Source organism: Streptomyces sp. KMM 9044 (assembly GCF_024701375.2).
Taxonomy (GTDB): Bacteria; Actinomycetota; Actinomycetes; order Streptomycetales; family Streptomycetaceae; genus Streptomyces.
Map to the genome: position 1 here is coordinate 1,233,988 of NZ_CP113910.1, position 23,487 is coordinate 1,257,474.

Genomic DNA, 23,487 nt, shown 5'->3' on the forward strand with positions numbered 1-23,487 from the left:
TCGAGCGGGGGCGAAGGGGACGCAGTGAGCGAGCCGTTTTCCGTCCGGGTGACCGTGCGCGGGTACGAGACCGACGTGCAGGGCCACCTCAACCAGGCCGTGTACCTCAATTACGCGGAGCACGCGCGCTGGGCCCTGCTCCGTGAAGCGGGCATCACGCAGTCCGTGCTCGCGGCGCGGGGCGTGGGGCCGGTCGCCCTGGAGACGACCATCCGCTACAAGCGCGAACTGCTCGCCGGCGACGAGGTCGACGTGAGCTGCGCCTTCTCCTGGAACACCGGCAAGACGTTCCGTATCGAGCAGGTCGTCACCGGGGCGGACGGCACCGTCTCGGCCGAGATCACGGCGGTCGGCGGCGTGCTGGACCTGGGGCTGCGCAAGCTGCTGCCGAGCCCGCAGGACGTCTTCCGGGAGCTGGCCAGGAACCCGGGCCTGTTCGGCCTGTAGGACCGACCGCAGCGGCGGAAGGGAGAAACGGCGGAGCGGCCGGCGGACGGACCGGGGCGGAGTTCGCTTCGCTTCGCTTCCGCTTTCGGTCGGTGGGGTTTTCCGCCACCGGAACGGCAACACTCCTGGCCGTCCGGACCGTCACGGCACCCGGAGCCCTCGGCACAGCATCCTCCCTGACGGTGCCCCCTGGCCGGCTCCACCGGGCGCTCGCTCAGCCCTGCGCCGCGATGGCAGCCAGCCGCCGGGCCTGGGCGCGGGTGGCGCGGGCGATCTCGCCCTCGTCGGCCGTGCGCAGCCGGCCCTCCTCCACGACCTGACGGCCGTTCACGAACGACGCGGTGACCGGCGCCGCCGCGCCCAGGACCAGCGCGGCCACCGGGTCGGCGATGGACGCGTGGGCCAGGGTGTCCATCCGCCACAGCACCAGGTCGGCGAGCTTGCCCGGCTCCAGCGAGCCGATCTCCGCTGCCCTGCCCAGGACCTGGGCACCTCCGTAGGTGCCCAGGCGCAGCACCTGGCGTGCGGTCAGAGCGGCTTCGCGGTGAGGGCCGAGGCGGCTCACGAGGAGGGCGTTGCGCAGTTCGGTGTGCAGTTCGCCGGACTCGTTGGACGCGGTGCCGTCCACGCCGAGGCCGACCGGGACTCCGGCGGTCAGCAGGTCGGGGACGCGGGCGATCCCGGCGGCGAGGCGGGCGTTGGAGGAGGGGCAGTGGGCGACGCCCGTGCCCGTACGGGCGAAGGCGGCGATGTCGGAGTCGTTCATGTGGACGCAGTGCGCCATCCACACGTCCTCGCCGAGCCAGCCGGTGGACTCGAAGTAGTCGGTCGGGCCCATGCCGAACAGTTCGTGGCAGAACTTCTCCTCCTCCACCGTCTCCGACCCGTGCGTGTGCAGACGTACGCCGAGACCGCGCGCCAGCTCCGCGCCCTGCCGCATCAGTTCGGTGGAGACGGAGAAGGGGGAGCAGGGGGCCACGGCGACCTGGGTCATGGCGTCGCCTGAGGTGTCGTGGTGCTCCCGGACGGTCTCCTCGGTCGCGGCGAGGGCGTCGTCGAGCGTCTCGACGGCGAAGTCCGGGGGCAGTCCGCCGTCCTTCTCGCTGCGGTCCATCGAACCGCGGGCGAGGGTGAAGCGCACACCCATGTCGCGGGCGGCACGGATGACGGCGCCGGACAGGTCGCCGGAGCCGCGGGGGAACACGTAGTGGTGGTCCATGGCGGTGGTGACACCGCCGCGGGCCATCATCGCGAGGGAGCCCCGGGCGGCGGCGTGCACCATCGGCTCGTCGATGCGCGCCCAGGTCGGGTAGAGCGCGACGAGCCAGTCGAACAGGTTGTGGTCGGTGGCCAAGCCCCGGGTGATCCACTGGTAGAAGTGGTGGTGGGTGTTGACCAGGCCGGGCGTCGCCAGATGCCCGGTGGCGTCGATGCGGCGGACGACGTTCTCCAGGCTTCCGGGGGCCCTGCCCGGGCCGAGCGACTCGATGCGGTGGCCGGCGAGGACGAGGTGCCCGGAAACGTACTCGGCGTCCTTCGCGTCGACGGTCGCGATCGCGCAGTTCTCTATGACGGTGCGCCGGGCTGCTTCCATGGGTTCGTCCCTCCAGCAATCGTTCTTGTCTCAGAGGTTGGTGAGGTCCGGCGGTATGAGCGCCTCGCAGCCGTCGCGCAGGATCGTCGCCTCGATCAGGCCGTAGGGACGGTCGGCGGCGAAGTACACAGCGCCGTCCGCGGTGTCGTTGTCGAGTCCGAAGGGCTCCAGGTCCACCTGGAAGTGGTGGCGGTTGGGGAGGGAGAAGCGGACCTCGTCTATCTCGTCGCGCTGCTCGATGATCAGGGCGCCCATCTGGTACATCGTCTGCTGCAGGGACAGGGAGTACGTCTCCGCGAAGGCCTGGAGCAGGTGCTGCCTCGTCCGCTCGTAGGATGTCTCCCAGTCGGGCATCGGCCGCTCGTCGTCGGTCCAGTTGAACCGCCAGCGGGCGGCGACCGAGGTGGCGAGGACGCGGTCCCGGGTCTCCTTCAGCGTCGTGTACCCGTCCTTGACGAAGCCGTGGAACTCGGAGTCGGTGGAGTTCAGCACCGTCAGGTCCTTCAGGCCCGAGACGATCTCCCAGCACCCGCCTTCGTAGGTGACCTGTGTCAGCCGGGTCTCCTGGCCCTTGCGGACGAAGGAGTGCTCCCCGCGCTCGCCCGTGTGGGCCCCGGAGGTCGCGATCCGCTCCCAGGCGTACTCCTCGACGCGGATACGGGCCCGGTGGATGGGCTCCTGGGAGGTGACGAAGTGCCGGGCGAGGTGGATGCCGAACTGCTCGGCGGACTCGATGCCGTGCTCCTTGGCGAAGGCGAACACGGTGTTCTTGGTGGTGTCCGTCGGCAGGACGTTGGCGTTGGAGCCGGAGTGGTGGACCTCCTCCATGTCGCCGGACAGGGCGACGGAGACGTTGAGGTCCTTGATGTGGTGGGTGGCGCCGTCCCGCGTGACCCTGACGACGCGGTTCTCCGCTTTGCCGTACTGGTTCCGGCCGAGAATCGTGGGCATGACTGCTAGCTCCCTCGGTATACGGAGTAGCCGAACGGGCTGAGCAGCAGCGGTACGTGGTAGCGCTCGCCCGGTACGACGGCGAACGTGATCGCCACCTCCGGGAAGAACACTCCGGTGCCGCTGTCCCGGTGCGCGGGGGTGTCCTGCCGTGCCTCGGCCTGCCTGTCGGTGAAGTACCGCTCGACGTCGAAGTGGAGCCGTACATGGGTGGTGCCCTCAGGCAGTGCCGGGAGGTCCTCGCACCGCCCGTCCTCGTCCGTCGCGGAGCCGCCGAGCGCCTGCCAGTGCGCCTCCCGGCCCGGGCGGGCGGAGAGCTGGACGGCGACGTCCCGGGCGGGGCGGCCGGCGCTGGTGTCCAGGATGTGCGTGGACACGGAAGCGGTGGTCTCGGTGCTCATGCGGGCGCTGCTCCTAGGGATGTCAGGGCTGTCGGTCCGCTTCGACGAGCCGGGCCAGGCGGATGCGGTTGATCCTCCCCAGCTCGGTGCGGACGGTCTCGCGTTCCCGCTCCGGCGTGTTGCCGATGCGCTCCCTGGCCGCGTCGCGCATCTGCTCGCCGGTCCGGCCGGTGGCGCAGACGAGGAACACATGGCCGAACTTCTCCTGGTAGGCGAGGTTCAGCTCGAGCATCTCCGCCTTGAGCCGGTCCGGCGCACAGGCCATGCCGCTCTGCTCCCGCGTGGTGGCCGGGTCGCCGGACCGGGGTCCGCCGATCGGCGGGTGTCCGGCCATCGCCTCGTCGAGGTCCGCCGCGGTCAGCCCGCTCACGGCGGCGTCGGCGGTGGCGTACAGGCCGTCGGCGGTCGCGTAGGGGCGGCCGGCGAGCAGCAGGCGGACCCATGCCGTGCAGGCGCACACCTCGTGGAGTGCGGCAAGGGCCGCGCTCTCCTCCAGGGCGTTGAAGCGGGCCAGGCCCTGCGGCGTGGAAGTGGACGTCACGGAAGCCTCCCCCGGCCGGGAACGGCCGTCCTGCGGAACGGGCGTGCGAACAGCTAACGCCGCCCCGGACCACTACGTCAACAGTTTGTTGAAAAACGCGACAGTCGGGCCGCTCCCGAAACCGGCCGGAGTCCTTCAGGGGCCTTCGGGCGACCCTCAGGAGCCCTTCTCCCGGTTGAGGTAGTTGTAGACGGTGAAGCGGCTGACGCCGAGCGCGCCCGCCACCGTCTCGACGCCGTGCCGGACCGCGAAGGCACCGCGCGCCTCCAGACCGCGGACGATCTCCTGCTTGGTCCTGCGGTCCAGGCCGGCGAGGGGCCGGCCGTGCCGGCGCTCCAGCGCGGCGAGGATGTGATCGAGGGAGTCGGCGAGCTGGGGCAGGCGCACGGCGACGGCGTCGGCGCCTTCCCAGGCGAGGACGACGTCGTCGGGACCGGCCTCGTCGGGCGGGAGCAGCTGCCCGCCCATGGCGTCGACGAGCGGCTTGACCGCAGCGACGAACGGCTCGTCCGCCACACCGCTCATCCCCTGCCCTCCGCGATCACGTTGACCTGGAGCGAGACCCGGGTCGCGCCGGCCTCCAGGCTGCGGCGCAGCAGCGCGTCCACAGCGTCGAGGACCACGTCGGCACCCCCCTCCGCGGTGTTTCCGAACGGCCCGACGTCCACCGAGTCCAGCGCGGCCCCCTCCACGACCTCCCGGGCCACCACCGCGTGCGCGGGCGCCTCGTCCAGATCGAAGGGCTCGGTCGTGAACTCCACTCTCAATCGCATTGCGCCCCCAGAAAACGCCCCTGACCTGCACTTTCCCCTGGATCCCCCACAGTGAGGGCACATCGGGGCACGACAGGGACGCACTAGTCGACTGCTGCACAGTCGCGATACACCCCGGCCGATCGATTTCACTGGGGCGGAGCCACGTCGTCCGCCACGAGGCGACCCTAACCGACCGGGACGCCCTCCACCCTGTACGTGACCAGGCCTCCCGCGCGGCGCCATGGCCCCAGGGCAGGCCGTCAGCCCGGTGCGGTGCCCCTGGCCGTGTACGGATGTCCTCTCGGACGACCGAGCGACCGCGACCGGTACCGACGCACACACTCACGCAGCAGGAGAGTGCGGAGGGCACGCGCAGCCGATGTCCGTTCGGCAGGTGCCCCGAGCCCAGTCCGGAGCGCAGACGCCGCACCCTCCGGGAGCCGAAGGCGTCGCCGCTCACACCGAGGCCGTCCCCCTTCGGCCGGAGCGGCCGGAGCGGTCCGCGAAGACCGCCCCCGGTGCGGTGGTCTTCGCGCTGTCCAGGAGGAGCCGAACACCGCCGGGCCGGGGCTGCGGGGAGGTGATCGGCGCTTCCCGTACCGCGACGCCGGAGAAATGCCCGGCCTCCCCGCGGACAGGCTCTCGACGTGCGGTGGCCACTGCGCCTGTCACGGGGCTCCGGTGCGCCCCGGCGGTCAGTCGTGGGCTGCGACGAGGTGCTCCAGCCGTGCGCCGGGGAACTCCCGCTGGAAGGAGCCCGCCTGCCAGCGGTCGGGGAAGAGTGCGAGCTGGGCCTTGTCCCGGATGCGGGTGAGGGCCTCGCCCTTGACGATGCGGGAGCCGTTGAGCGCCTCGGCGCCGGCGGCGTCGGTTGACCGGGCCAGGTGGTAGGGCAGCATCTCCAGCCTCACGGCGGCGGAGAACTCGCCGGCCATGCGCGTGGTGACGACGTCGAACTGCATGGGCCCCACGGCCGCGAGCACGGGCGCCTGCTCGCCGCGCAGGTCGGAGGACAGGACCTGGACCACGCCCTCCTCGTCCAGCTGCGCGATGCCGCGCCGGAACTGCTTGGAGCGGGACAGGTCGACCGGTCGGACCACCGCGAAGTGCTCGGGCGCGAAGGTCGGCATCGGCGGGAACACGGCCGGCCGGTCGGTGTGGAGGGTGTCGCCGACGCGCAGCGAGGCGGCGTTGACCAGGCCGACCACGTCGCCCGGGTAGGCGAGGTCGACCATGGAGCGGTCCTGGCCGAAGACGCTGTGCGCGTACTTGGTGGCGAACGGCTTGCCGGAGGCGGCACGGGTGACGGTCATGCCCCGTTCGAAGACGCCCGAGCACACCCGCATGAACGCGATCCGGTCACGGTGAGCGGGGTCCATGTTGGCCTGCACCTTGAACACCAGTCCCGAGAACGGCGCGTCCACCGGCCGGCTCCCTCCACCCTCCAGTGCGCGCGGGCCGGGCGGCGGGGCGAGGTCGACGACGGCGTCCAGCAGCAGCCGCACCCCGATGTTGGAGACCGCCGCGCCGAAGAAGACCGGCGTGGTCCGGCCCGCCAGGAACGCCTCCCGGTCGTGCACGGCGCCGTCGGCCCGCAGCAGCTCCAGCTCCTCGAGCGCCTCGCCCCAGTCCGCACCCTCCTCCAGCTCGGCCTGGTGGGCCGGGACGGCTTCCTCGGTCGCCTCGTGCGCGCCGCCGGGCGTGCGGGTGTAGCGCAGCATCCGCTCCGGCTCGCGTACGTCGATCAGTCCGCGCAGGTGTCCGGCCTCGCCGACCGGCCAGGTGACGGGGGTGGGCCCGAGACGGAACTCCCGCTCGATCTCGTCGAGAAGTTCCAGGGCGTCGCGTCCGGGGCGGTCCCACTTGTTGATGAACGTGATCACCGGGATGCCGCGGTGCCGGCAGACGTCGAACAGCTTGCGGGTCTGCTCCTCCAGGCCCTTGGCCGCGTCCACGAGCATCACCGCGCAGTCCACCGCCGCCAGCACCCGGTAGGTGTCCTCGGAGAAGTCCGCGTGACCGGGAGTGTCCAGCAGGTTCAGCACACACCCGCGGTGCGCGAACTGCAGCACCGCCGAGGTCACCGAGATCCCGCGGGCCTTCTCCATCTCCATCCAGTCCGACGCCACCCCGCGCCGCCCGGCCTTGCCGTGCACCGCGCCCGCCTGGGTGATGGCCTGCGCGTGCAGGGCGAGGGCCTCGGTCAGCGTGGACTTGCCCGCGTCCGGATGACTGATCACCGCGAACGTACGCCGTCGGGCCGCCTCGGCAGCCGCCCGGTCCCGGGAGGCACTCATCGCACCGCCTCCGCGTCCGCCGGCCGGGCCGGGGACCCGTGCGGGGAACGAGCGAATTCCTCCGCCTGCCCCGACCGCCGACGCGGGTCCTCACACCGCGCATCGGCTTCGACCCAGTACTTGCGCAACCGTGTCACCAGTTCCTCGTGTACGTCACTGTCACTCTCCGGCAAGGGCGAACCGCCGGCGGGAAGCCGCTCCAGCATTCCGGAGCAGCCCGTACGCCCTCCGGACAGAAGTCCAGCGGCCTCGTACGCCACGCCGCCTCGCGTACCAACTCTCTCACCGAACCAGTAACCTACTCTAACGTCAGGGTAGGCCAATGGTCGCTGCACGAGGGCAGCCCCGACGGGCCGCCGTCGTCACGTGGCGCCGCCCACGACCGTCCACGGGCGAAAGCCGGCCGTGTCACCGGCCGTCCGATCCCGCATCGGCGCCGGGAAACCCCGCGGGACGAGGAGCGGGACGGGCGAACCACCGCGGTCCCGCTCCGTCGAGAACCAATCGCGGCTGACGCCGCACCGTCCCAACGGTCTCACGCCCTCGCACGATCACGCTTCGCCGTACACTTCGGACCGGGCGCGGACGACTCCCCGGTCGTCTCCCTTCCTTCCCCAGGCGTGTTCCACGCACCCGGTTCGACGCTCCACGGGGCAGGCGGGGAGCCACCTCGAAGGGCTCTCCGATAACGTCGGGATATGAGCCATCCGCACCCCGAACTCAAAGCCGCCCCTCCCCTGCCCGAAGGAGGGCTGAGGGTCACCGCCCTGGGCGGCCTGGGCGAAATCGGCCGCAACATGACCGTCTTCGAGCACGCCGGCAAGCTGCTCGTCGTGGACTGCGGGGTCCTGTTCCCCGAGGAGACGCAGCCCGGGGTGGACGTGATCCTTCCCGACTTCACCTCGATCCGGGACCGCCTGGACGACATCGCGGCCGTCGTCCTGACCCACGGACACGAGGACCACATCGGGGGTGTGCCCTATCTGCTGCGCGAGCGGTCCGACATTCCCGTCGTCGGCTCGAAGCTGACGCTGGCGTTCCTGGAGGCCAAGCTCAAGGAGCACGGCATCCGGCCGCGGACGGTACGGGTCGAGGAAGGCGACCGGCGGGGTTTCGGCCCCTTCGAGTGCGAGTTCGTCGCGGTCAACCACTCCATCCCGGACGGGCTCGCCGTGGCGATCCGTACCGGGGCCGGCATGGTGCTGCACACCGGTGACTTCAAGATGGACCAGTTCCCCCTCGACGACCGCATCACCGACCTGCGTGCCTTCGCCCGTCTGGGCGAGGAGGGCGTCGATCTTTTCCTCACCGACTCCACCAACGCCGAGGTACCCGGCTTCACCACCTCCGAGCGCGAGCTGAATCCGGCGATCGAGCAGGTGATGCGTACCGCGCCCCGGCGGGTCATCGTCTCCAGCTTCGCCAGCCACGTGCACCGCATCCAGCAGGTCCTGGACGCCGCCCACCAGCACGGACGCAAGGTGGCGTTCGTGGGCCGCTCGATGGTCCGCAACATGGGCATCGCCCGTGAGCTGGGTTATCTGAGGGTCCCCTCCGGCCTGGTCGTGAGCACGAAGGAGCTGGAGAAGCTCCCCGACCACCGGATCACCCTGGTGTGCACGGGATCGCAGGGCGAGCCGATGGCCGCGCTGTCGAGGATGGCCAACCGCGACCACCAGATCCGCGTCGGCGAGGGCGACACCGTCCTGCTCGCCAGTTCCCTGATCCCCGGCAACGAGAACGCCATCTACCGGGTGATCAACGGGCTGACCCGCTGGGGCGCCCGCGTCGTCCACAAGGGCAACGCCAAGGTGCACGTCTCCGGGCACGCCAGCGCCGGTGAACTCGTCTACTGCTACAATATCGTCAAGCCCCGCAACGTCATGCCCGTCCACGGCGAGTTCCGTCACCTGCGGGCCAACGCCGACCTCGCCATCCGCACCGGAGTCGACCCCGCGCGGGTCGTCATCGCCGAGGACGGGGTCGTCGTCGACCTCGTCGACGGGCGCGCGTCCATCACCGGCAAGGTGCCCGCGGGCAACGTCTACGTGGACGGCATGGAGGTCGGCGGCGCCACCGAGGCATCCCTCAAGGACCGCCTCACCCTGGCCGAGGAAGGCGTCGTCACCGTCGTGGCCATCGTCGACGCCGACACCGGCGCGCTGGCCGAGGCACCCGACTTCCTGGCCCGCGGCTTCGTCCATGACGAGACCACGTTCGAACCCGTGATCCCCGTCATCGAGAAGACGCTGGCCACCGCCGCCCAGGAAGGCGTCGGCGACGCGCATCAGCTCGAACAGCTCGTCGCCCGCGCCGTGGCCAACTGGGCCTTCCGCACCCACCGCCGCAGGCCGCTGATCATCCCCGTCATCATCGACGCCTGACACGGCCGCCCCCGCCTCGCCCCGGGCGGGGGCCACCAGGCGCCGTCCCGGTGGCGCTGCCCCCTGTGCCCAACGGACATCGGAAAGGTGGACGGATGAGTCCGCGCTTCGAGGAACTCGACTGGCAGGAGACACCGATCGGTGAGATCAGTCTGCGACGGCGCCGTCATCCGGTCTCGGGCGAGGACGTGTACGAGGTCAAGCTCGGCGACGAGTTCTTGATGTCCAGCCTCTTCACCGCCGGCGAGATCGCGCTGGCGGAGCTGGGCCTGGCCAGGCTGCCGAACACCGGACTGGACGTCGCCGTCGGCGGACTGGGGCTCGGGTACACCGCCCGGGCGACACTGGACGACCCCCGCGTCCGCACGCTCACGGTGATCGACGCACTCGCGGAAGTCATCGACTGGCACCAGCGGGGCCTGGTCCCCCTCGGGGCCGGGCTGGCGTCGGATTCCCGCTGCCGCCTGGTCCACGGCGACTTCTTCGCGATGGCCTCCGGCACCAGCGGACTGGACCCAAAGGAGCCGGATCTCCGGTTCCACGCCATCCTGCTGGACGTCGACCACTCGCCGCGCGATGTGCTCCACCCACGCCACGCCGCGCTCTACCAGCCGCCCGGGCTCCGTGCTCTCGCCGGGCATCTCCGCCCCGGCGGTGTGTTCGCCCTGTGGTCGAACGATCCGCCCGACGAGCGGTTCCTCTCCGCGCTCACCGAGGTCTTCACGGAGCCGGCGGCACACGTCGTCGAGTTCACCAACCCCCTGCAGGGCGGTACGTCGGCCAACACGGTCTATGTGGCCGGCACGAAAACAGACGCGTACTAGGAGGCTCCACGGGCCGCCCGGGGCGTTCCACCCGTCGGGCGGCCCTGCGTCCGGAGGCGCCGGGCCGCGCGCGAGCCGGTCGGGCCGGTCTGCGCAGACGCCCCGGTCCGCGTGCCGAAGGCCGCCCGTCAGTGGCCGCCGGTGAGTTGTCCGGCGAGGCGTTGGTGCATGTCGGCGCTGGATTCGTTGAGGCCGACGATGGTGACCTTCTTGCCACGCTGGGCGTACTTGGTCTCGATGGCATCCAGGGCCGCGACGGAGGAGGCGTCCCAGACGTGGGTGCCCGACAGGTCGATCACCACGTCGTCCGGGTCGTCCTTGTAGTCGAACTGGTAGACGAGGTCGTTGGAGGAGGCGAAGAACAGTTCGCCGGTGACCGAGTAGACGACCTGCTTGCCGTCGGGGTCGACCACCCCGGAGACGTTGGCCAGGTGGGCCACCCGCTTGGCGAAGATGATCATCGCGGCGACGGTACCGACGACGACGCCGATGGCGAGGTTGTGGGTGGTCACCACGACGACCACCGTGGTCGCCATGACGACGGTCTCGCCCAGCGGCATGCGCTTGAGTGTCCTGGGCTGGATGGAGTGCCAGTCGAAGGTGGCGACCGACACCATGATCATGACGGCGACGAGGGCGGCCATGGGGATGTCGGAGACGACAGGGCCGAAGACGATGCACAGCACCATCAGGAACGCGCCCGCGAGGAAGGTGGACAGGCGGGTGCGGGCACCGGAGACCCGCACGTTGATCATCGTCTGGCCGATCATGGCGCAGCCGCCCATGCCGCCGAAGAACCCGGTGACGATGTTGGCGACACCCTGACCGATCGATTCGCGCGTCTTGCCCGAGTGGGTGTCGGTGATGTCGTCGACCAGCTTGGCCGTCATCAGCGACTCCATCAGGCCCACCAGCGCCATGGCGAAGGCGTAGGGGGCGATGGTGGTCAGGGTCTCCAGAGTGAAGGGGACGTCCGGCAGGCCCGGGACGGGCAGGGAGGACGGCAGCTCGCCCTGGTCGCCGACCGAGGGGACCGCGATACCGGCGGCGACGGTGATGACGGTCAGCACGACGATGGAGACCAGCGGCGCCGGGATCACCTTGGTGATCTTCGGGAAGAACACCATCAGGGCCAGACCGGCGACGATGAGCGGATAGACCGCCCAGGGGACGTCGCGCATCTCCGGCACCTGGGCCATGAAGATCAGAACGGCGAGCGCGTTGACGAAGCCGACCATCACCGAGCGGGGCACGAACCGCATCAGCTTCGCCACGCCGAGCGCGCCCAGGACCACCTGGAAGACACCGGCGAGGATGACGGCGGCGATCAGGTGGCCGAGGCCGTAATCACGGTTGAGAGGGGCGATGACCAGGGCGATCGCGCCGGTGGCGGCGGAGATCATCGCCTTGCGGCCCCCCACGACGGAGATGACGACCGCCATGGTGAACGAGGCGAACAGACCGACGCTGGGGTCGACACCGGCGATGATCGAGAAGGAGATGGCCTCCGGGATCAGGGCCAGGGCCACGACCAACCCGGCCAGCACCTCGGTGCGGAGGATCTTCGGGGAGGCGAGCCAGTCGGGCTTGGACATGCGCAGCTTGGGGGCCGCGGACAGCGGTGAGGACATGCAACCGTTTCTGTTCGGGCGCACACGTCCATGCCGCTGGACGCGCGCGCGTCGTACCGATTCCACAAGGTGCGGACTCTCCGGCGGCCCGGCCGCCTTGGCGGGGCCGTGCCGGACAGGGCGGCAACCCTACGGTTGCCGGTCGGGCATCATTGCCCGGAAGTCTTCGGGTGCCGTCCGGGCCCGGTCGGGGCCCCGCTACGACGGTTGCGCTCCTGCCGGGCGCTGGACGCCGGGGACGAGCACAGAGGAAACTGTACCCCGACGTAAGGGGAGGGTGCGGTTTGTCTTCTTGTGAGAAGCAGGTAAACAGCCCCCGAGATCCTGTGACTGTTCTCACCCGGACTCGAGAACTTGACGGTTTCGCGAACAGGCGGAGATGTGAAGGAGAAGGTGCGGCGATGAGCGAGCGGCACATGCAGATCGGCGAGGTGGCCGAGCGGACCGGTCTGTCGCTGCGCACCATCCGGCACTACGAGGAAGTGGGCCTGGTCATTCCCTCGGCGCGCAGCAAGGGCGGCTTCCGGCTGTACGCGGAGGCCGACGTGGCGCGGCTGATGGTGATCCGCAGGATGAAGCCGCTGGACTTCTCCCTGGAGGAGATGCGGGACCTGCTGGAGATCACCGACCGGTTTGCGGACACCGACGACCGGCCCGCTGGCGAGGAGCTCGAGCGCCTGCGGGAGCGGCTGGACTCCTACCGCAAGGTGGCCGACGCACGCTGCGAGACCCTGCGGGCCCGGCTGGAGATGGCCGAGGACTTCGCCTCCGCCCTGCGCCGCCGCCTGCAGACGGATGCCCGTTCAAGCGCCTGAGCCGCTTCGGTCGTGGTCCGGGTCGAGGGGCGCGGTCCTCCATGGGCCGCGCCCCTCGACGCCGTCCGACCGTGCGACGGTGTTCGGTGTGCGACGGTGCACACCGTGGGGCAGTGCACACCGTGGGGCAGTGCACACCGTGGGGCAGTGCACACCGTGGGGCAGTGCACACCGTGGGGCAGTGCACACCGTGGGGCAGTGCACACCGTGGGGCAGTGCACACCGTGGGGCAGTGCACACCGTGGGGCAGTGCACACCGTGGGGCAGTGCACACCGTGGGGCAGTGCACACCGTGGGGCAGTGCACACCGTGGGGCAGTGCACACCGTGGGGCAGTGCACACCGTGGGGCAGTGCACACCGTGGGGCAGTGCACACCGTGGGGCAGTGCACGGCGTGGGGCAGTGCACGGCGTGGGGCAGTGCACGGCGGCGGATAGGAGGCGCTCCGTTGGGGCGCGTCCCCGACCGATCCGGCGCCGAGGGACGGGCGGGCGAGGACAACATGCAGGCTCGGTACAGCAGTTGCCCACCCAGGCCCCTGCCCCCGCATCATCGTCGGGATCCGACCGCCCATCGCCTTCCGAGGAGACCGCGTTGACGACCGACCGCTTCCCGGACATCCACCGCGCCGGCACCGTCGTGATCGGCACGCGGCATGCCGGAGGACCCGATCACCAGCAGTTGCTCGTCGACGCCGAAGCGCAGGCAGTGGACTGTGTTCCCTCTCCACACGGTCTCGATGCCGTGAGTCGGTTCGCGAGCACGGACGGCGAGACCGTGCTGTCGCTCGCGCAGTGGGAGAGCGCCCTGCCGTAGGACGCCTTCGTGCGTGACGGTGCCTGCACCGCGCCCTTGGCCGGTCCGCGCCCGGCTACCGGCTGTACCACAGCCTTGCCGAGCGGGACGGAACCCACGTCCCGGGTTGCCTGATCACCGCCGTTTTCGACGTCGACGGACCCGAGCGGCAGCGCTCCTTCACCGATGCGGTGCTCGCCGCCCAGCCGGAGGAGGGCGGACATCCCGGCACGGTCTCAGTCCGCTTCCTGCACAGCACCGACGGCAGCCGCGTACTGCCGTACACGGAGTGGACCGGCGTCGAGGCGCACCAGGAGGCCACCGAGGCCGGTGACCACGACAAAGGGCACGAGATCTTCTCCGGCACGCCCGGAGTGCGCCTCACCCACGGCGGACGCCGGCATCTGTGCCACGCTCTGCGACTCACCGAGGGGTGAACGGCCGGTCCCCACCGGGCACATCCAGGGCACACGCACCTGGAAAACGTGGACGACTGGCTGGAACGGCTCGGCGGGCCGGACGGCCCCGGCCGTTATCGCCGGTACGCGCTCCTCAGCCTCGGCTACTTCACCGTGTTCGAGGTCGGACTGTGGGCACTGGGTGGCGCGGTCGGGTAGCAGTCGGGTACCGGTACGGCCACGGTGGTGTCCGTGGCCGCGCCGGCCTCGGCGTCCCGTTGTTCCCGCTCTGCCTCACCGGCACCCCGCGGCCGGTGAACACCCCGGCCGACGCACTGGAGGCCACCCGCTCACGGGAAGCCCGAAAACCCGGGGACGATCCCGCCCCCACCGTCCGATACTCGGCGCATGCGTACGCACATCCGGCCCCCCGCCCCCGACGAGTTGTCCGCCCTCCAGGACATCGAACGGGCCGCCGGCGCCCCCTTCCGCGCCCTGGGCATGCCGGAGATCGCCGACGACGAACCGCCCGCCCTCACCATCCTCGAGCGCCACCGGCGGGCGGGCCACTGCTGGGTCGCCGCCGACGAACGGGACCGGCCCGTCGCGTACCTGATCGCCGAGCCGGTGGACGACGCGTTGCATGTCGAACAGGTCTCGGTGCACCCGCGCGCCGCCCACCGGGGCGTGGGCCGGTCCCTGATCGCCCACGCCGCCGGGCGGGCCCGCGCGCAGGGCCTGACCGCCCTGACCCTGACCACCTTCGCCGACGTCCCGTGGAACGCCCCGTACTACGCCCGCCTCGGCTTTTGGACGCTGGCCGAGACCGAGCTCACGCCCGGCCTGCGCCGGATCCGCGCCGAGGAGGGCGAGCACGGGCTCGACCGGTGGCCGCGCGTATGCATGTCCGCACTCGTCGGACAGCCGTGACTTCCCGCTCGGCCCTCTTGAACCCTCGGCCCTCCCCGTCCTCCCCGTCCTCCCCGTCGTACCGCTTCCGCGGTTCCACCTTGCGCACCTCTCCCGGGACCGTCGTGGGGAAGGAGTCCAGGATCTGGGGACGGCTCGGGATCCTGTAGTGGGCCGGCCGGTGCAGAAGGCACGCAGGTCCTCCGGGGCGACCAGGTCGCGGGGGTCCCCGGAAAGTCCTCCTCGCGGTACCCGGCGTCGGATCCCGCCGCCGTGGCCTCGCGCAGCCCGATGCGGCGGATCTTGCCGGAAACGGTCTTGGGCAGGCCCCCGAACTCCAGCCGGCGGATCCGCTTGTAGGGGGCGAGTGCCTTGCGGGAGTGTCCGAAGAGTTCCCTCGCGGTGTCCGGGTCTTGCCGGGCGGCTCTCTCCCGTCGTCCGGTCCGTGGCGCAGGTTCCACCTACCCCGAAAGGGGGGCGGGGCTCACTCGGGAACCCCGACGAAGGGCGAACAGGTGACAACCGGCCCGACGAACTGCTCCGCGTCGCGGCGGATCAACCGTGCGTGCGACGGGCCGGCCACCCCGCCCCGCGTGGGGAGATGGCGGTCTCCCCACGCGGGGCGGGGTGGTTGCCGTAGGTTTGCGGTGTTCTCGTGGGGTCGGCAATACCGGCGGGCCGGGGTTTTTCGACCGGTGCGCCGGGACTTTGGATTTCATCCGCGCGTCCGCTGTTATTTCCCTCACGACGTCGCGCCTCCGGATGTAACTGACCCATTGCCTAATATTGGCCAGGACACGACACAGAAGGGAGCGGTGACCGTGCGCCGGGACTTCAAGGATCCTGCCAGGTGCCGCTCCGACCTGGTCATCGGCAGGGAGGAACCGTTCGCCGAAGCGCGCGAGCAGCTGGCCCGCGGGGGCAGCGTGCTGCTGTACGGGCCCGCCGGAATAGGTAAATCGACCATGCTGCGGGCACTTGCTGCGGAAAACGCGAGCGGGGCGCCCACGGTGTTGCGCTGCTCCGCCACGGAGTCCGAATCCCACCTTCCGTTCCTGGCACTGGCAGATCTGTTCGGGCTGGTCCTCGAGAGGGTCTCCGGTGCGCTGCCCGCCGCGCAGCGCACCGCCCTGGAGTCGGCGCTCACCGGCCGCGGCGAGTCCACGCTCCAGCAGGACGGGCTCGCACTGCGCCTGGCGGTGCTGTCCACGCTGCGGGCGCTGGCCGCGGAGGGGCCCGTCCTGGTCGTCGCGGACGATCTGCAGTGGCTGGACTCGGCCAGCACGGAGCTGCTGGGCTTCGCCGCCCGGCGTCTGGGCGACGCGCCCGTGCAGATGCTGTGCGCCGTGCGGGCCGAGGGCACCGGAGGGCAGGAGTACGACCGTCATCTGCGGGTCTGCCCGCCGGACACACACGTGGTGCGGCTGGGCCCGTTCTCCCGTGCCCAGGTGTCCGCGCTGCTCGACCACCGCGGCTACACGGGGCTGTCCCGCACCACGGTCCGTGACATCCACCGCACCAGCGACGGCAACCCGCTGTTCGCGCTCGAACTGGGCCGTGCCCTGGCCGAGAGCCCGGCCAGGGCACGCCCCGGCGAGCCGCTGCCGGTGCCGACCTCGCTGCGTGCCCTGGTCCTCAGCCGGCTGGAGATGCTGTCGGACGACGCGCGCCGCACCCTGCTGGTGGCCAGCGCCGGCGCCCGCCCCACACCGGCGCTGCTGCACGCGGCCGGCCGGGACCACGCCGAGGACGAGACGGCCCAGGCCGCCGCGCTGGGGCTGCTGGCGACGGACCCGGAGGAACCGGCGCTGCGGTTCGCGCATCCACTGATCTCGGCCGCGCTGTACGCGGAGGCCCCCGCGCACGAGCGGCGGGCCGCACACGCGGCGCTGTCCACGGCGGCCTCCGACCCCATCGAGCGGGCCCGGCATCTGGCGCTCGCCACGACCGGCACCGACCCGGAGGTGGCGGCCCGGCTCGCCGAGGCCGCCACGCTGGCCCGCGACCGCGGGGCACCCTCGGTCGCCGCCTCGCTGGGCCTGCTGGCCGCCCGCCGCACCCCGGCCGACACGACCGACGGCACGCCGGGCCCGGACGAGCGGCGGCTGCAGGCGGCCGAGGACGCCATCATCGCGGGAGAGGCGGATCTCGCCCGGGACATCGCGCGCGAGGTGCTGACCCGGGCCACGGTGCCCGCGGAGCGGGTACGGGCGTGGATGGTGGTCATCGAGGCGGCCGGGCAGGCGCTCGGTGAGGTTGACGCGGTCTTCCCGCAGGTACTGGCCGACGCGGGCGACGACCCGCGGCTGCTCGCCCTGGTCCACTACCAGCTGGCCTGGCGGGAGCTGGTGGTCGACGGCGACTTCGGCGAGGCCCGGCGGGAGGCCGCGCACGCGGCGGACCTGGCGGCACGGGGCAAGGACCGTCGCACCGAGCTGATGGCGCTGTCCTTCCAGTCGTCCACCGAGACCCTGATGGGCCACCCGGACGCACCGGGCACCATCCAGCGGGCCCTGAGGGAACCCCAGGACCCGTATGTGGCCTGCCACCACAACGGCGCGGGCATGGCCAGGTTCCGCTGGCTGCTCATGAGCGACCAGTTGCCCGAGGCCCGTAAGAGCATCACCGGGCTGCTGCGTGAGGCACGACGGCGCGGCATGGTCGAGAGCGAGGTGCACTTCCTGCGCTTCCTGGCCGACACGGAGCTGCGCTCGGGGCACTGCGGCCGTGCCCTGGACCTGGCCCGGGAGAGCCTGCGGCTGGCCCGGGACTCCGGGATCGGGGAGGGTGCCTCGGCGATGCTGGCCTCGCTCGCGGAGGCCTCCGGCGGGGACGTGGAGCGGGCGCTGGTACTGGCGCGGGAGGCCGCGGACCACGCCGAGGTGGACGGCGACCAGATGTACCTCTCGCGCGCGCTGGCCGCCTTCGGCTACGCCCAGTTGGTCGCCGGGGACGCGGCGGGCGCCGTCCGCTCACTGCGCCGGGTGCGGGAACTGGAGCAGGGCATGGGCATCACCGACCCGGCGCGGGGCCGCTGGCACGGCGATCTCGCCGAGGCCCTGGTCCGGATCGGTGAGCCGGGCGAGGCGCAGGAACTCCTCAACCTCACCCGGGTGCACGCGCTGCGGCTGGACCGCGCGGGCGTCCTCGCCGTACTGGACCGCGCGGAGGCACTGGTGCGGGCGGCCCGTGGGGAGCACGAGGCGGCACAGGAGCAGTTGACGTCGGCGCAGGACCGGCTGGGACGGCTGGGGCACGGGCTGGAGGAGGCGCGGGCCGCGTTCGCGCTGGCCCGGCTGCGCGCCCGGCGCCCGGAAGCGGTACCGGGCCATGCCCCGTACGACGAGGCCGCCCGGCTGTTCAGGCGCTGCCGCGCGCTGCCCTGGCTGCGGCAGGTGGACACGGCCGTGGCCGCCGGTCCGGTGGAGCCGCAGACGGTGCCCGTGGCCACCTCGGCGGCGCTGGACGGTCTCGCCTCGATGGAACGGCAGGTCGCCTCGCTGGTGATGGAGGGCGCCACCAACCGGGAGATCGCCGCCCGTCTGTTCATCAGCGTCAAGACGGTCGAGGCGACGCTCACCCGGGTGTACCGGAAACTGGGCATCCGCTCGAGGGTGGACATCGTCCGCCTGGCGGCGGGACGCCGCACGAAGTGACCCCGGGGACCGAGGGTTTTCCCTGTGCAACTCCCGTAGGGGGTTCCCTCATTGGAGACTCGCGCTCCGGCTCGTAGCGTAAGGGTGTGCCGCTCGCCGGGCCCACAGGGCCGGTAGTCCGGTCCTCTGTGGCCCCCCGCCCCGCGCGACCTCCACCGGCAGCCGATGAGGAGACCGATGTCCGGGCTCGTCCGCAGTACGAGGACCGCTTCGACCACCGGCGTGGTCGCCGCCACCTGATGTCCTGAGTACCCCTCAGGTGATTGCCAGGGGGCGTTGCGGGCTTCCACGAGCAGCCCGCAACGCCCCCTCTCCATTCCCCTGGCGTCCCGTCACCGGCGTACGGCTGCGAAGCGGATGTCGTACGCCGCGTCCGGGTGCATCACCCGCAGCATCCGCTCCCCCTCTGCGGTGATCTCGTCCCGCCGGGCCCTGCTGCGCGGGCCGAACGGCTCGATCGCCAGGGCGCGTTCGTCCAGCTTCCGCACTCCCGCCAGGAAGCCGTCGACGAGGAGGGCACGGTCAGCCGGTCGAGGTCGACGCCGTCCAGCCCTTTGCGGAAGGAGACGAGTTCGCGGTCGCGGGCGGGCTGGGCCAGAGGGCGCAGGGTGAGGCAGCCGCCTGCGGTGTGGGCGGGGATGGTCGAGCGCAGGGTGACGATGCGGACCACCGCGCGGCCGGCCATCGACCGGGACAGCGCCTCGGGGGTGAAGCCGTCGAGGCGGGCGGCGAGCGCGTAGTACGGCGGCTTGACGCGCGAGGTGGCCGAGCGCACGGGTGCCAGAACGCTCCAGGTGCTGCCGGTACGCCCCCTACCCGGCCCGCACCCGCGCCGGTCCCGCGGTGGACTCGCGCACCGACTGGGCCGGGCGGGTGACACGCCCCAGGCCTGGCCCCGGCCTGGCCCCCGGCCTGCCCCGACTCCTTAGGATCGTCCCGTGGCCACCTTCCATCTCCAGCGCACGGCACCGCTCCCGCTCGACGAGGCCTGGCGTCGGCTCACGGAGTGGCCCCGCCACGGAGCGGCGGTCCCGCTCACCCGGGTCACCGTGACCACTCCCCCGCCCACCGGTGAGGGCACGGTCTTCGTCGCCCGCTCGGGCCTCGGCCCGGTCGCCTTCGACGACCGGATGGAGGTGACCGTCTGGCGGCCCCCGGCCGGCGGTTCGCCCGGCCTGTGCCGGCTGGAGAAGCGGGGCCGCGTGGTCAGGGGGTGGGCGGAGATCGAGGTCCGCCCGGGGCCGGGCGGCCGTACCCGCGTGCTGTGGCGCGAGGACCTGCGCGTCCGCTTCCTGCCGGGCTTCTGCGACCCGGCCCTGCGGGCCGTCTCCTGCCGGGTGTTCGGCCGGGCGGTGAACACCCTGCTGCGGCAGCCGTGACAGCGTGCGGAGACGCCCACGCCGCTGACGTCTCTCCGTCCGTCGCTCCGTCACTCCGTCGCTCCGTCACTCCGTCGGGCCGGATCCGGCGACGGACGCGGAGGCACGGTCGGGTTCGCGGTCACTGTCACGATGGATCGGGGTGGGAGCGCCGGTGAGGGGGAGGCCGGTGCCGCCTCGGCGGGTGGCGACGATCTCGGCGGCGATGGAGACGGCTGTCTCCTCCGGGGTGCGGGCACCGAGGTCGAGGCCGATCGGTGAGTGCAGGCGGGCCAGTTCCCGGTCGGTGACGCCGGCCTCGCGCAGGCGGGCGGTGCGGTCCAGGTGGGTGCGGCGGGAGCCCATCGCGCCCACGTAGGCGACCGGGAGGCGCAGGGCGAGCCGCAGGAGCGGTACGTCGAACTTGGCGTCGTGGGTCAGGACGCACAGGACCGTACGCGCGTCGATCTCGGTGCGCTCCAGGTACCGGTGCGGCCAGTCGACGACGATCTCGTCGGCCTCCGGGAAGCGTGCCCGGGTGGCGAACACGGGGCGCGCGTCGCACACGGTGACGCGGTGGCCGAGGAACACGCCGGCCCGGACCAGCGCCGACGCGAAGTCGATCGCGCCGAAGACGATCATTCGGGGCGGTGGGACCGACGACTCGACCAGGACCGTCACCGGGACGCCGCAGCGCGAGCCCTCCGCGCCGATCTCCAGGGTGCCGGTGCGACCCGTCTCCAGCAGCGCGCCCGCCTCCGCCACCGCCGTGCGGTCCAGTTCCGGGTGGACGCCGAAGCCTCCCTGGTACGAGCCGTCCGGGCGGACCGCGAGCGCGCGGCCCGTCAGGCCGGGCGGGCCGCTCACGATCCGCGCCACGGCTGCCGCCTCCCCGCGCGCGGCGGCGGCGAGCGCGGACGCGAGCACCGGGCGGGCGGGGTCGGCCGCCCGTACCGGTGTGACGAGGACGTCGATGACGCCGCCGCAGGTCAGACCGGCGGCGAAGGCGTCCTCGTCACTGTGGCAGAAGCGTTCGAGGACGGTTTCGCCGTCCTCGAGGGCCTGTCGGCACAGCTCGTACACCGCGCCCTCGACGCAGCCGCCGGAGACCGAGCCGAGGGCCGTGCCGTCGGTGTCCACCGCCAGTGCGGCGCCGGGCCCGCGGGGCCCGCTGCCGGAGACCGCCACGACGGTGGCGACCGCGAAGTCACGGCCTTGCGCGGCCCACCGGTGCAGTTCCTCGGCGATGTCCAGCATCTGTCGGTCTCCTCGGCAAGGGCCTGCGGGCCTCGGTGGCGGCCGGGGCCCGCCCGTCCCGGGCGGCTGCTCCGCGCCGGTGGGTACGTCACACGGTGCCGGTGAGGTGTTCCGGGCGGACCGGTGTGCGGTTCAGCTCGAGACCGGTCGCGTCCCGGACGGCCGCGAGGACCGCCGGGGTGGACGACAGGGTGGGGGCCTCGCCGACGCCGCGCAGCCCGTACGGCGCGTGGTCGTCGGCGAGTTCGAGCATGTCGACGGGGATGTCCGGCGTGTCGAGGATGGTGGGGATGAGGTAGTCGGTGAAGGAGGGGTTGCGCACCTTCGCCGTCCTCGGGTCGACGACGATCTCCTCCATGACCGCCATGCCCAGGCCCTGGACGGTGCCGCCCTGGATCTGGCCGATGACGGACAGCGGGTTGAGCGCCTTGCCGACGTCCTGGGCGCAGGCCAGTTCGATCACCTTGACGAGACCGAGTTCGGTGTCGACCTCGACGACGGCGCGGTGCGCGGCGAAGGTGTACTGGACATGGCCGTTGCCCTGGCCGGTGCGCAGGTCGAAGGGTTCGGTCGGCCGGTGCCGCCACTCCTCCTCCATCTCGACGGCCTCGTCCCCCAGAACGTCCACCAGATCGGCCAGCACTTCGCCGCCGTCGGTGACGACCTTGCCGCCCTCCAGCAGCAGTTCGGCCGTCGCCCACGCCGGGTGGTACGAGCCGAACCTGCGCCGGCCCAGCTCCAGTACCTGCTCCCGGACGCGTTCGCAGGCGTTCCTGACCGCGCCTCCGGTGACGTACGTCTGCCGGGAGGCGGAGGTCGAACCGGCCGATCCCACCTGGGTGTCGGCGGGACGGATGGTCACCTGGCCGACGCCCAGCTCGGTCCGGGCGATCTGGGCGTGGACGGTGACTCCGCCCTGGCCGACCTCCGCCATCGCGGTGTGCACGGTGGCCACGGGCCGGCCGCCGACCACCTCCATCCGCACGCGTGCGGTGGAGTAGTCGTCGAAGCCCTCGGAGAAGCCGACGTTCTTGATGCCGACCGCGTAGCCGACACCGCGTACGACGCCTTCGCCGTGGGTGGTGTTGGACAGGCCGCCGGGCAGCCGGCGCACGTCGGTGCCCTCGCTGCTCTCCCACTGCCGCTCGGGCGGCATCGGCATCGCCTTGACGCGGCGCAGGAGTTCGGCGACCGGCGCCGGAGAGTCGACGACCTGCCCGGTGGGCATGACGGCGCCCTGCTCCATGGCGTTGAGCCGCCTGAACTCCACCGGGTCCATGCCCAGTCGCCCGGCCAGCCTGTCCATCTGGGCCTCGTAGGCGAAGCACGCCTGTACCGCGCCGAAGCCGCGCATCGCGCCGCAGGGCGGATTGTTGGTGTAGAGGGCGAGGGCCTCGATCTCGACGTCGTCCACGACGTAGGGCCCGATGCCGAGGGAGGCGGCGTTGCCGACCACGGCCGGGGAGGCGGAGGCGTACGCGCCGCCGTCGAGGACGATGCGGCACGTGACGTGGGTCAGCTTGCCGTCGCGGGTGGCACCGTGCTCGTAGAAGAGCTTGGCCGGGTGGCGGTGGACGTGGCCGAAGAAGGACTCGAAGCGATTGTAGACGATCTTGACGGGCTTGCCGGTGCGCAGGGCGAGCAGGCAGGCGTGGATCTGCATGGACAGGTCCTCGCGGCCGCCGAACGCACCGCCGACACCGGCCAGGGTCATCCGTACCTTGTCCTCGGGCAGGCCGAGTACGGGCGCCATCTGGCGCAGGTCGGAGTGGAGCCACTGGGTGGCGACGTAGAGGTGGACGCCGCCGTCCTCCTCGGGGACGGCGAGCCCGGACTCGGGGCCGAGGAAGGCCTGGTCCTGCATGCCGAAGGTGTACTCGCCCTCGACAACGACGTCGGCTCGCTCTCGGGCCCGTGCCACGTCGCCGCGCACGATCGGCTGGCGGTGGACGATGTTGGGGTGGGCCACGTGCCGGTTGTGGTGGTCGTCGCGGTGCTCGTGGACGAGGGGCGCGTCGGGGGCGAGTGCGGAGGCCTCGTCGGTGACGACGGGCAGGTCGCGGTAGTCGACCCTGATCTTGGCGGCGGCGCGGCGGGCGGTCTCCGGGTGGTCGGCGGCGACGATCGCGACGGGCTCGCCGTGGTGGCGGACCCTGCCGTGCGCGAGGACCGGGGTGTCCTGGATCTCCAGGCCGTAGTTCCTCATGCCGGTCGGCAGGTCGTCGTACGTCATCACGGCGTGGACGCCCGGTGTGGCGAGCGCCTCGCTCGTGTCGATGGACACGATCTCGGCGTGCGCGACCGTGGAGCGCAGGATCTGACCCCAGAGCATGTCCTCGTGCCACAGGTCGGAGGAGTACGCGAACTCGCCGGTGACCTTGAGGGTGCCGTCGGGGCGGAGGGTGGACTCGCCGATGCCGCCCTTGGTTCCGGAGCCCTGCGTGATCTTGGTGGGAACACCGTTCGTCGGCATG

At 71.9% G+C, this 23,487-nt stretch carries 20 protein-coding genes and 2 pseudogenes; 10 read left to right on the forward strand and 12 right to left on the reverse strand.

Annotated elements, in window-relative coordinates; translation table 11 throughout:
* The first annotated feature begins 24 nt into the window (after positions 1-24).
* Positions 25-447, forward strand: coding sequence for an acyl-CoA thioesterase (locus HUV60_RS05540; RefSeq protein WP_257851924.1), 423 nt, complete (start codon positions 25-27; stop codon positions 445-447).
* Positions 448-661: 214 nt separating this feature from the next.
* Here the strand turns inward: HUV60_RS05540 and HUV60_RS05545 are convergent, their stop codons facing one another.
* The 7 genes from HUV60_RS05545 to HUV60_RS05575 form a co-directional block, all read right to left on the reverse strand.
* Positions 662-2,041: an 8-oxoguanine deaminase gene (locus tag HUV60_RS05545; protein ID WP_257851923.1), complete on the reverse strand. Its 1,380-nt coding sequence runs from the start codon at positions 2,039-2,041 to the stop codon at positions 662-664.
* Between the two features lie 30 nt (positions 2,042-2,071).
* Entirely contained in the window at positions 2,072-2,992 is a 921-nt protein-coding gene (gene pucL / locus HUV60_RS05550) for a factor-independent urate hydroxylase (protein ID WP_257851922.1), read from the reverse strand.
* A 5-nt stretch (positions 2,993-2,997) separates the two neighbouring features.
* Positions 2,998-3,393 (reverse strand): hydroxyisourate hydrolase, encoded by a 396-nt coding sequence (gene uraH / locus HUV60_RS05555; protein ID WP_257851921.1) that lies wholly within the window; start codon positions 3,391-3,393, stop codon positions 2,998-3,000.
* A gap of 22 nt (positions 3,394-3,415) precedes the next feature.
* Entirely contained in the window at positions 3,416-3,934 is a 519-nt protein-coding gene (gene uraD / locus HUV60_RS05560; RefSeq protein WP_257851920.1) for a 2-oxo-4-hydroxy-4-carboxy-5-ureidoimidazoline decarboxylase, read from the reverse strand.
* A 156-nt stretch (positions 3,935-4,090) separates the two neighbouring features.
* A complete protein-coding gene (locus HUV60_RS05565; protein WP_257851919.1) occupies positions 4,091-4,459 on the reverse strand; it encodes a helix-turn-helix domain-containing protein in 369 nt (122 codons plus the stop codon).
* On the reverse strand, positions 4,456-4,707 hold the full coding sequence (locus HUV60_RS05570) for a thiamine-binding protein (RefSeq protein WP_257851918.1): 252 nt from the start codon (positions 4,705-4,707) through the stop codon (positions 4,456-4,458). Before HUV60_RS05570 ends, HUV60_RS05565 begins: the two co-directional genes overlap by 4 nt.
* A gap of 677 nt (positions 4,708-5,384) precedes the next feature.
* The gene (locus tag HUV60_RS05575; protein WP_257851917.1) at positions 5,385-6,986 is read right to left on the reverse strand and encodes a peptide chain release factor 3; all 1,602 of its coding nucleotides are present in this window, start codon (positions 6,984-6,986) and stop codon (positions 5,385-5,387) included.
* Positions 6,987-7,684: 698 nt separating this feature from the next.
* Here HUV60_RS05575 and HUV60_RS05580 point away from each other — a divergent pair.
* The gene (locus HUV60_RS05580) at positions 7,685-9,370 is read left to right on the forward strand and encodes a ribonuclease J (RefSeq protein ID WP_257851916.1); all 1,686 of its coding nucleotides are present in this window, start codon (positions 7,685-7,687) and stop codon (positions 9,368-9,370) included.
* Positions 9,371-9,465: 95 nt separating this feature from the next.
* Positions 9,466-10,194, forward strand: a complete 729-nt coding sequence (locus HUV60_RS05585; RefSeq protein ID WP_257851915.1) for a spermidine synthase — start codon at positions 9,466-9,468, stop codon at positions 10,192-10,194.
* A gap of 128 nt (positions 10,195-10,322) precedes the next feature.
* On the opposite strand, the gene HUV60_RS05590 is transcribed toward HUV60_RS05585, so the two are convergent.
* The gene (locus HUV60_RS05590; protein ID WP_257851914.1) at positions 10,323-11,825 is read right to left on the reverse strand and encodes a SulP family inorganic anion transporter; all 1,503 of its coding nucleotides are present in this window, start codon (positions 11,823-11,825) and stop codon (positions 10,323-10,325) included.
* 401 nt (positions 11,826-12,226) lie between these two features.
* On the opposite strand from HUV60_RS05590, the gene HUV60_RS05595 reads away from it, so the two are divergent.
* The 5 genes from HUV60_RS05595 (at position 12,227) to HUV60_RS05615 (ending at position 14,763) form a co-directional block, all read left to right on the forward strand.
* The gene (locus HUV60_RS05595) at positions 12,227-12,640 is read left to right on the forward strand and encodes a MerR family transcriptional regulator (RefSeq protein ID WP_257851912.1); all 414 of its coding nucleotides are present in this window, start codon (positions 12,227-12,229) and stop codon (positions 12,638-12,640) included.
* Positions 12,641-13,234: 594 nt separating this feature from the next.
* Positions 13,235-13,456: a hypothetical protein gene (locus tag HUV60_RS05600; protein ID WP_257851911.1), complete on the forward strand. Its 222-nt coding sequence runs from the start codon at positions 13,235-13,237 to the stop codon at positions 13,454-13,456.
* Positions 13,457-13,626: 170 nt separating this feature from the next.
* Positions 13,627-13,872, forward strand: a complete 246-nt coding sequence (locus HUV60_RS05605; protein ID WP_331461974.1) for a hypothetical protein — start codon at positions 13,627-13,629, stop codon at positions 13,870-13,872.
* Positions 13,873-13,920: 48 nt separating this feature from the next.
* The gene (locus tag HUV60_RS05610) at positions 13,921-14,052 is read left to right on the forward strand and encodes a hypothetical protein (RefSeq protein ID WP_257851905.1); all 132 of its coding nucleotides are present in this window, start codon (positions 13,921-13,923) and stop codon (positions 14,050-14,052) included.
* Between the two features lie 189 nt (positions 14,053-14,241).
* Complete coding sequence (locus HUV60_RS05615; protein WP_257851904.1) at positions 14,242-14,763, forward strand: GNAT family N-acetyltransferase; 522 nt, start codon at positions 14,242-14,244, stop codon at positions 14,761-14,763.
* Positions 14,764-14,975: 212 nt separating this feature from the next.
* Here HUV60_RS05615 and HUV60_RS05620 read toward each other — a convergent pair.
* Positions 14,976-15,152, reverse strand: a pseudogene (locus tag HUV60_RS05620) (AMP-dependent synthetase); the annotation flags it as partial.
* Between the two features lie 405 nt (positions 15,153-15,557).
* On the opposite strand from HUV60_RS05620, the gene HUV60_RS05625 reads away from it, so the two are divergent.
* Positions 15,558-18,398 carry a helix-turn-helix transcriptional regulator gene (locus tag HUV60_RS05625; protein WP_257851903.1) on the forward strand — a complete coding sequence of 947 codons (2,841 nt, stop codon included), beginning with the start codon at positions 15,558-15,560 and terminating at the stop codon, positions 18,396-18,398.
* Between the two features lie 517 nt (positions 18,399-18,915).
* Here the strand turns inward: HUV60_RS05625 and HUV60_RS05630 are convergent.
* Positions 18,916-19,152 (reverse strand): annotated as a pseudogene (locus tag HUV60_RS05630) (DNA glycosylase AlkZ-like family protein); the annotation flags it as partial.
* 184 nt (positions 19,153-19,336) lie between these two features.
* Here HUV60_RS05630 and HUV60_RS05635 point away from each other — a divergent pair.
* Positions 19,337-19,777, forward strand: coding sequence for an SRPBCC family protein (locus HUV60_RS05635; protein WP_257851902.1), 441 nt, complete (start codon positions 19,337-19,339; stop codon positions 19,775-19,777).
* Between the two features lie 66 nt (positions 19,778-19,843).
* Here HUV60_RS05635 and HUV60_RS05640 read toward each other — a convergent pair whose 3' ends face one another.
* Entirely contained in the window at positions 19,844-21,013 is a 1,170-nt protein-coding gene (locus tag HUV60_RS05640) for an XdhC family protein (RefSeq protein ID WP_257851901.1), read from the reverse strand.
* Between the two features lie 88 nt (positions 21,014-21,101).
* On the reverse strand, positions 21,102-23,486 hold the full coding sequence (pucD, locus tag HUV60_RS05645) for a xanthine dehydrogenase subunit D (protein WP_257851900.1): 2,385 nt from the start codon (positions 23,484-23,486) through the stop codon (positions 21,102-21,104).
* Position 23,487: the final 1 nt, after the last annotated feature.

Bases quoted from the DNA above. Each gene is read 5' to 3' on its own strand.
- HUV60_RS05545 (WP_257851923.1), bottom strand. From the start codon at position 2,041: ATGGAAGCAGCCCGGCGCACCGTCATAGAGAACTGCGCGATCGCGACC.
- pucL (WP_257851922.1), bottom strand. From the start codon at position 2,992: ATGCCCACGATTCTCGGCCGGAACCAGTACGGCAAAGCGGAGAACCGC.
- uraH (WP_257851921.1), bottom strand. From the start codon at position 3,393: ATGAGCACCGAGACCACCGCTTCCGTGTCCACGCACATCCTGGACACC.
- HUV60_RS05565 (WP_257851919.1), bottom strand. From the start codon at position 4,459: ATGAGCGGTGTGGCGGACGAGCCGTTCGTCGCTGCGGTCAAGCCGCTC.
- HUV60_RS05570 (WP_257851918.1), bottom strand. From the start codon at position 4,707: ATGCGATTGAGAGTGGAGTTCACGACCGAGCCCTTCGATCTGGACGAG.
- HUV60_RS05575 (WP_257851917.1), bottom strand. From the start codon at position 6,986: ATGAGTGCCTCCCGGGACCGGGCGGCTGCCGAGGCGGCCCGACGGCGT.
- HUV60_RS05580 (WP_257851916.1), top strand. From the start codon at position 7,685: ATGAGCCATCCGCACCCCGAACTCAAAGCCGCCCCTCCCCTGCCCGAA.
- HUV60_RS05585 (WP_257851915.1), top strand. From the start codon at position 9,466: ATGAGTCCGCGCTTCGAGGAACTCGACTGGCAGGAGACACCGATCGGT.
- HUV60_RS05590 (WP_257851914.1), bottom strand. From the start codon at position 11,825: ATGTCCTCACCGCTGTCCGCGGCCCCCAAGCTGCGCATGTCCAAGCCC.
- HUV60_RS05595 (WP_257851912.1), top strand. From the start codon at position 12,227: ATGAGCGAGCGGCACATGCAGATCGGCGAGGTGGCCGAGCGGACCGGT.
- HUV60_RS05615 (WP_257851904.1), top strand. From the start codon at position 14,242: ATGCGTACGCACATCCGGCCCCCCGCCCCCGACGAGTTGTCCGCCCTC.
- HUV60_RS05640 (WP_257851901.1), bottom strand. From the start codon at position 21,013: ATGCTGGACATCGCCGAGGAACTGCACCGGTGGGCCGCGCAAGGCCGT.
- pucD (WP_257851900.1), bottom strand. From the start codon at position 23,486: ATGCCGACGAACGGTGTTCCCACCAAGATCACGCAGGGCTCCGGAACC.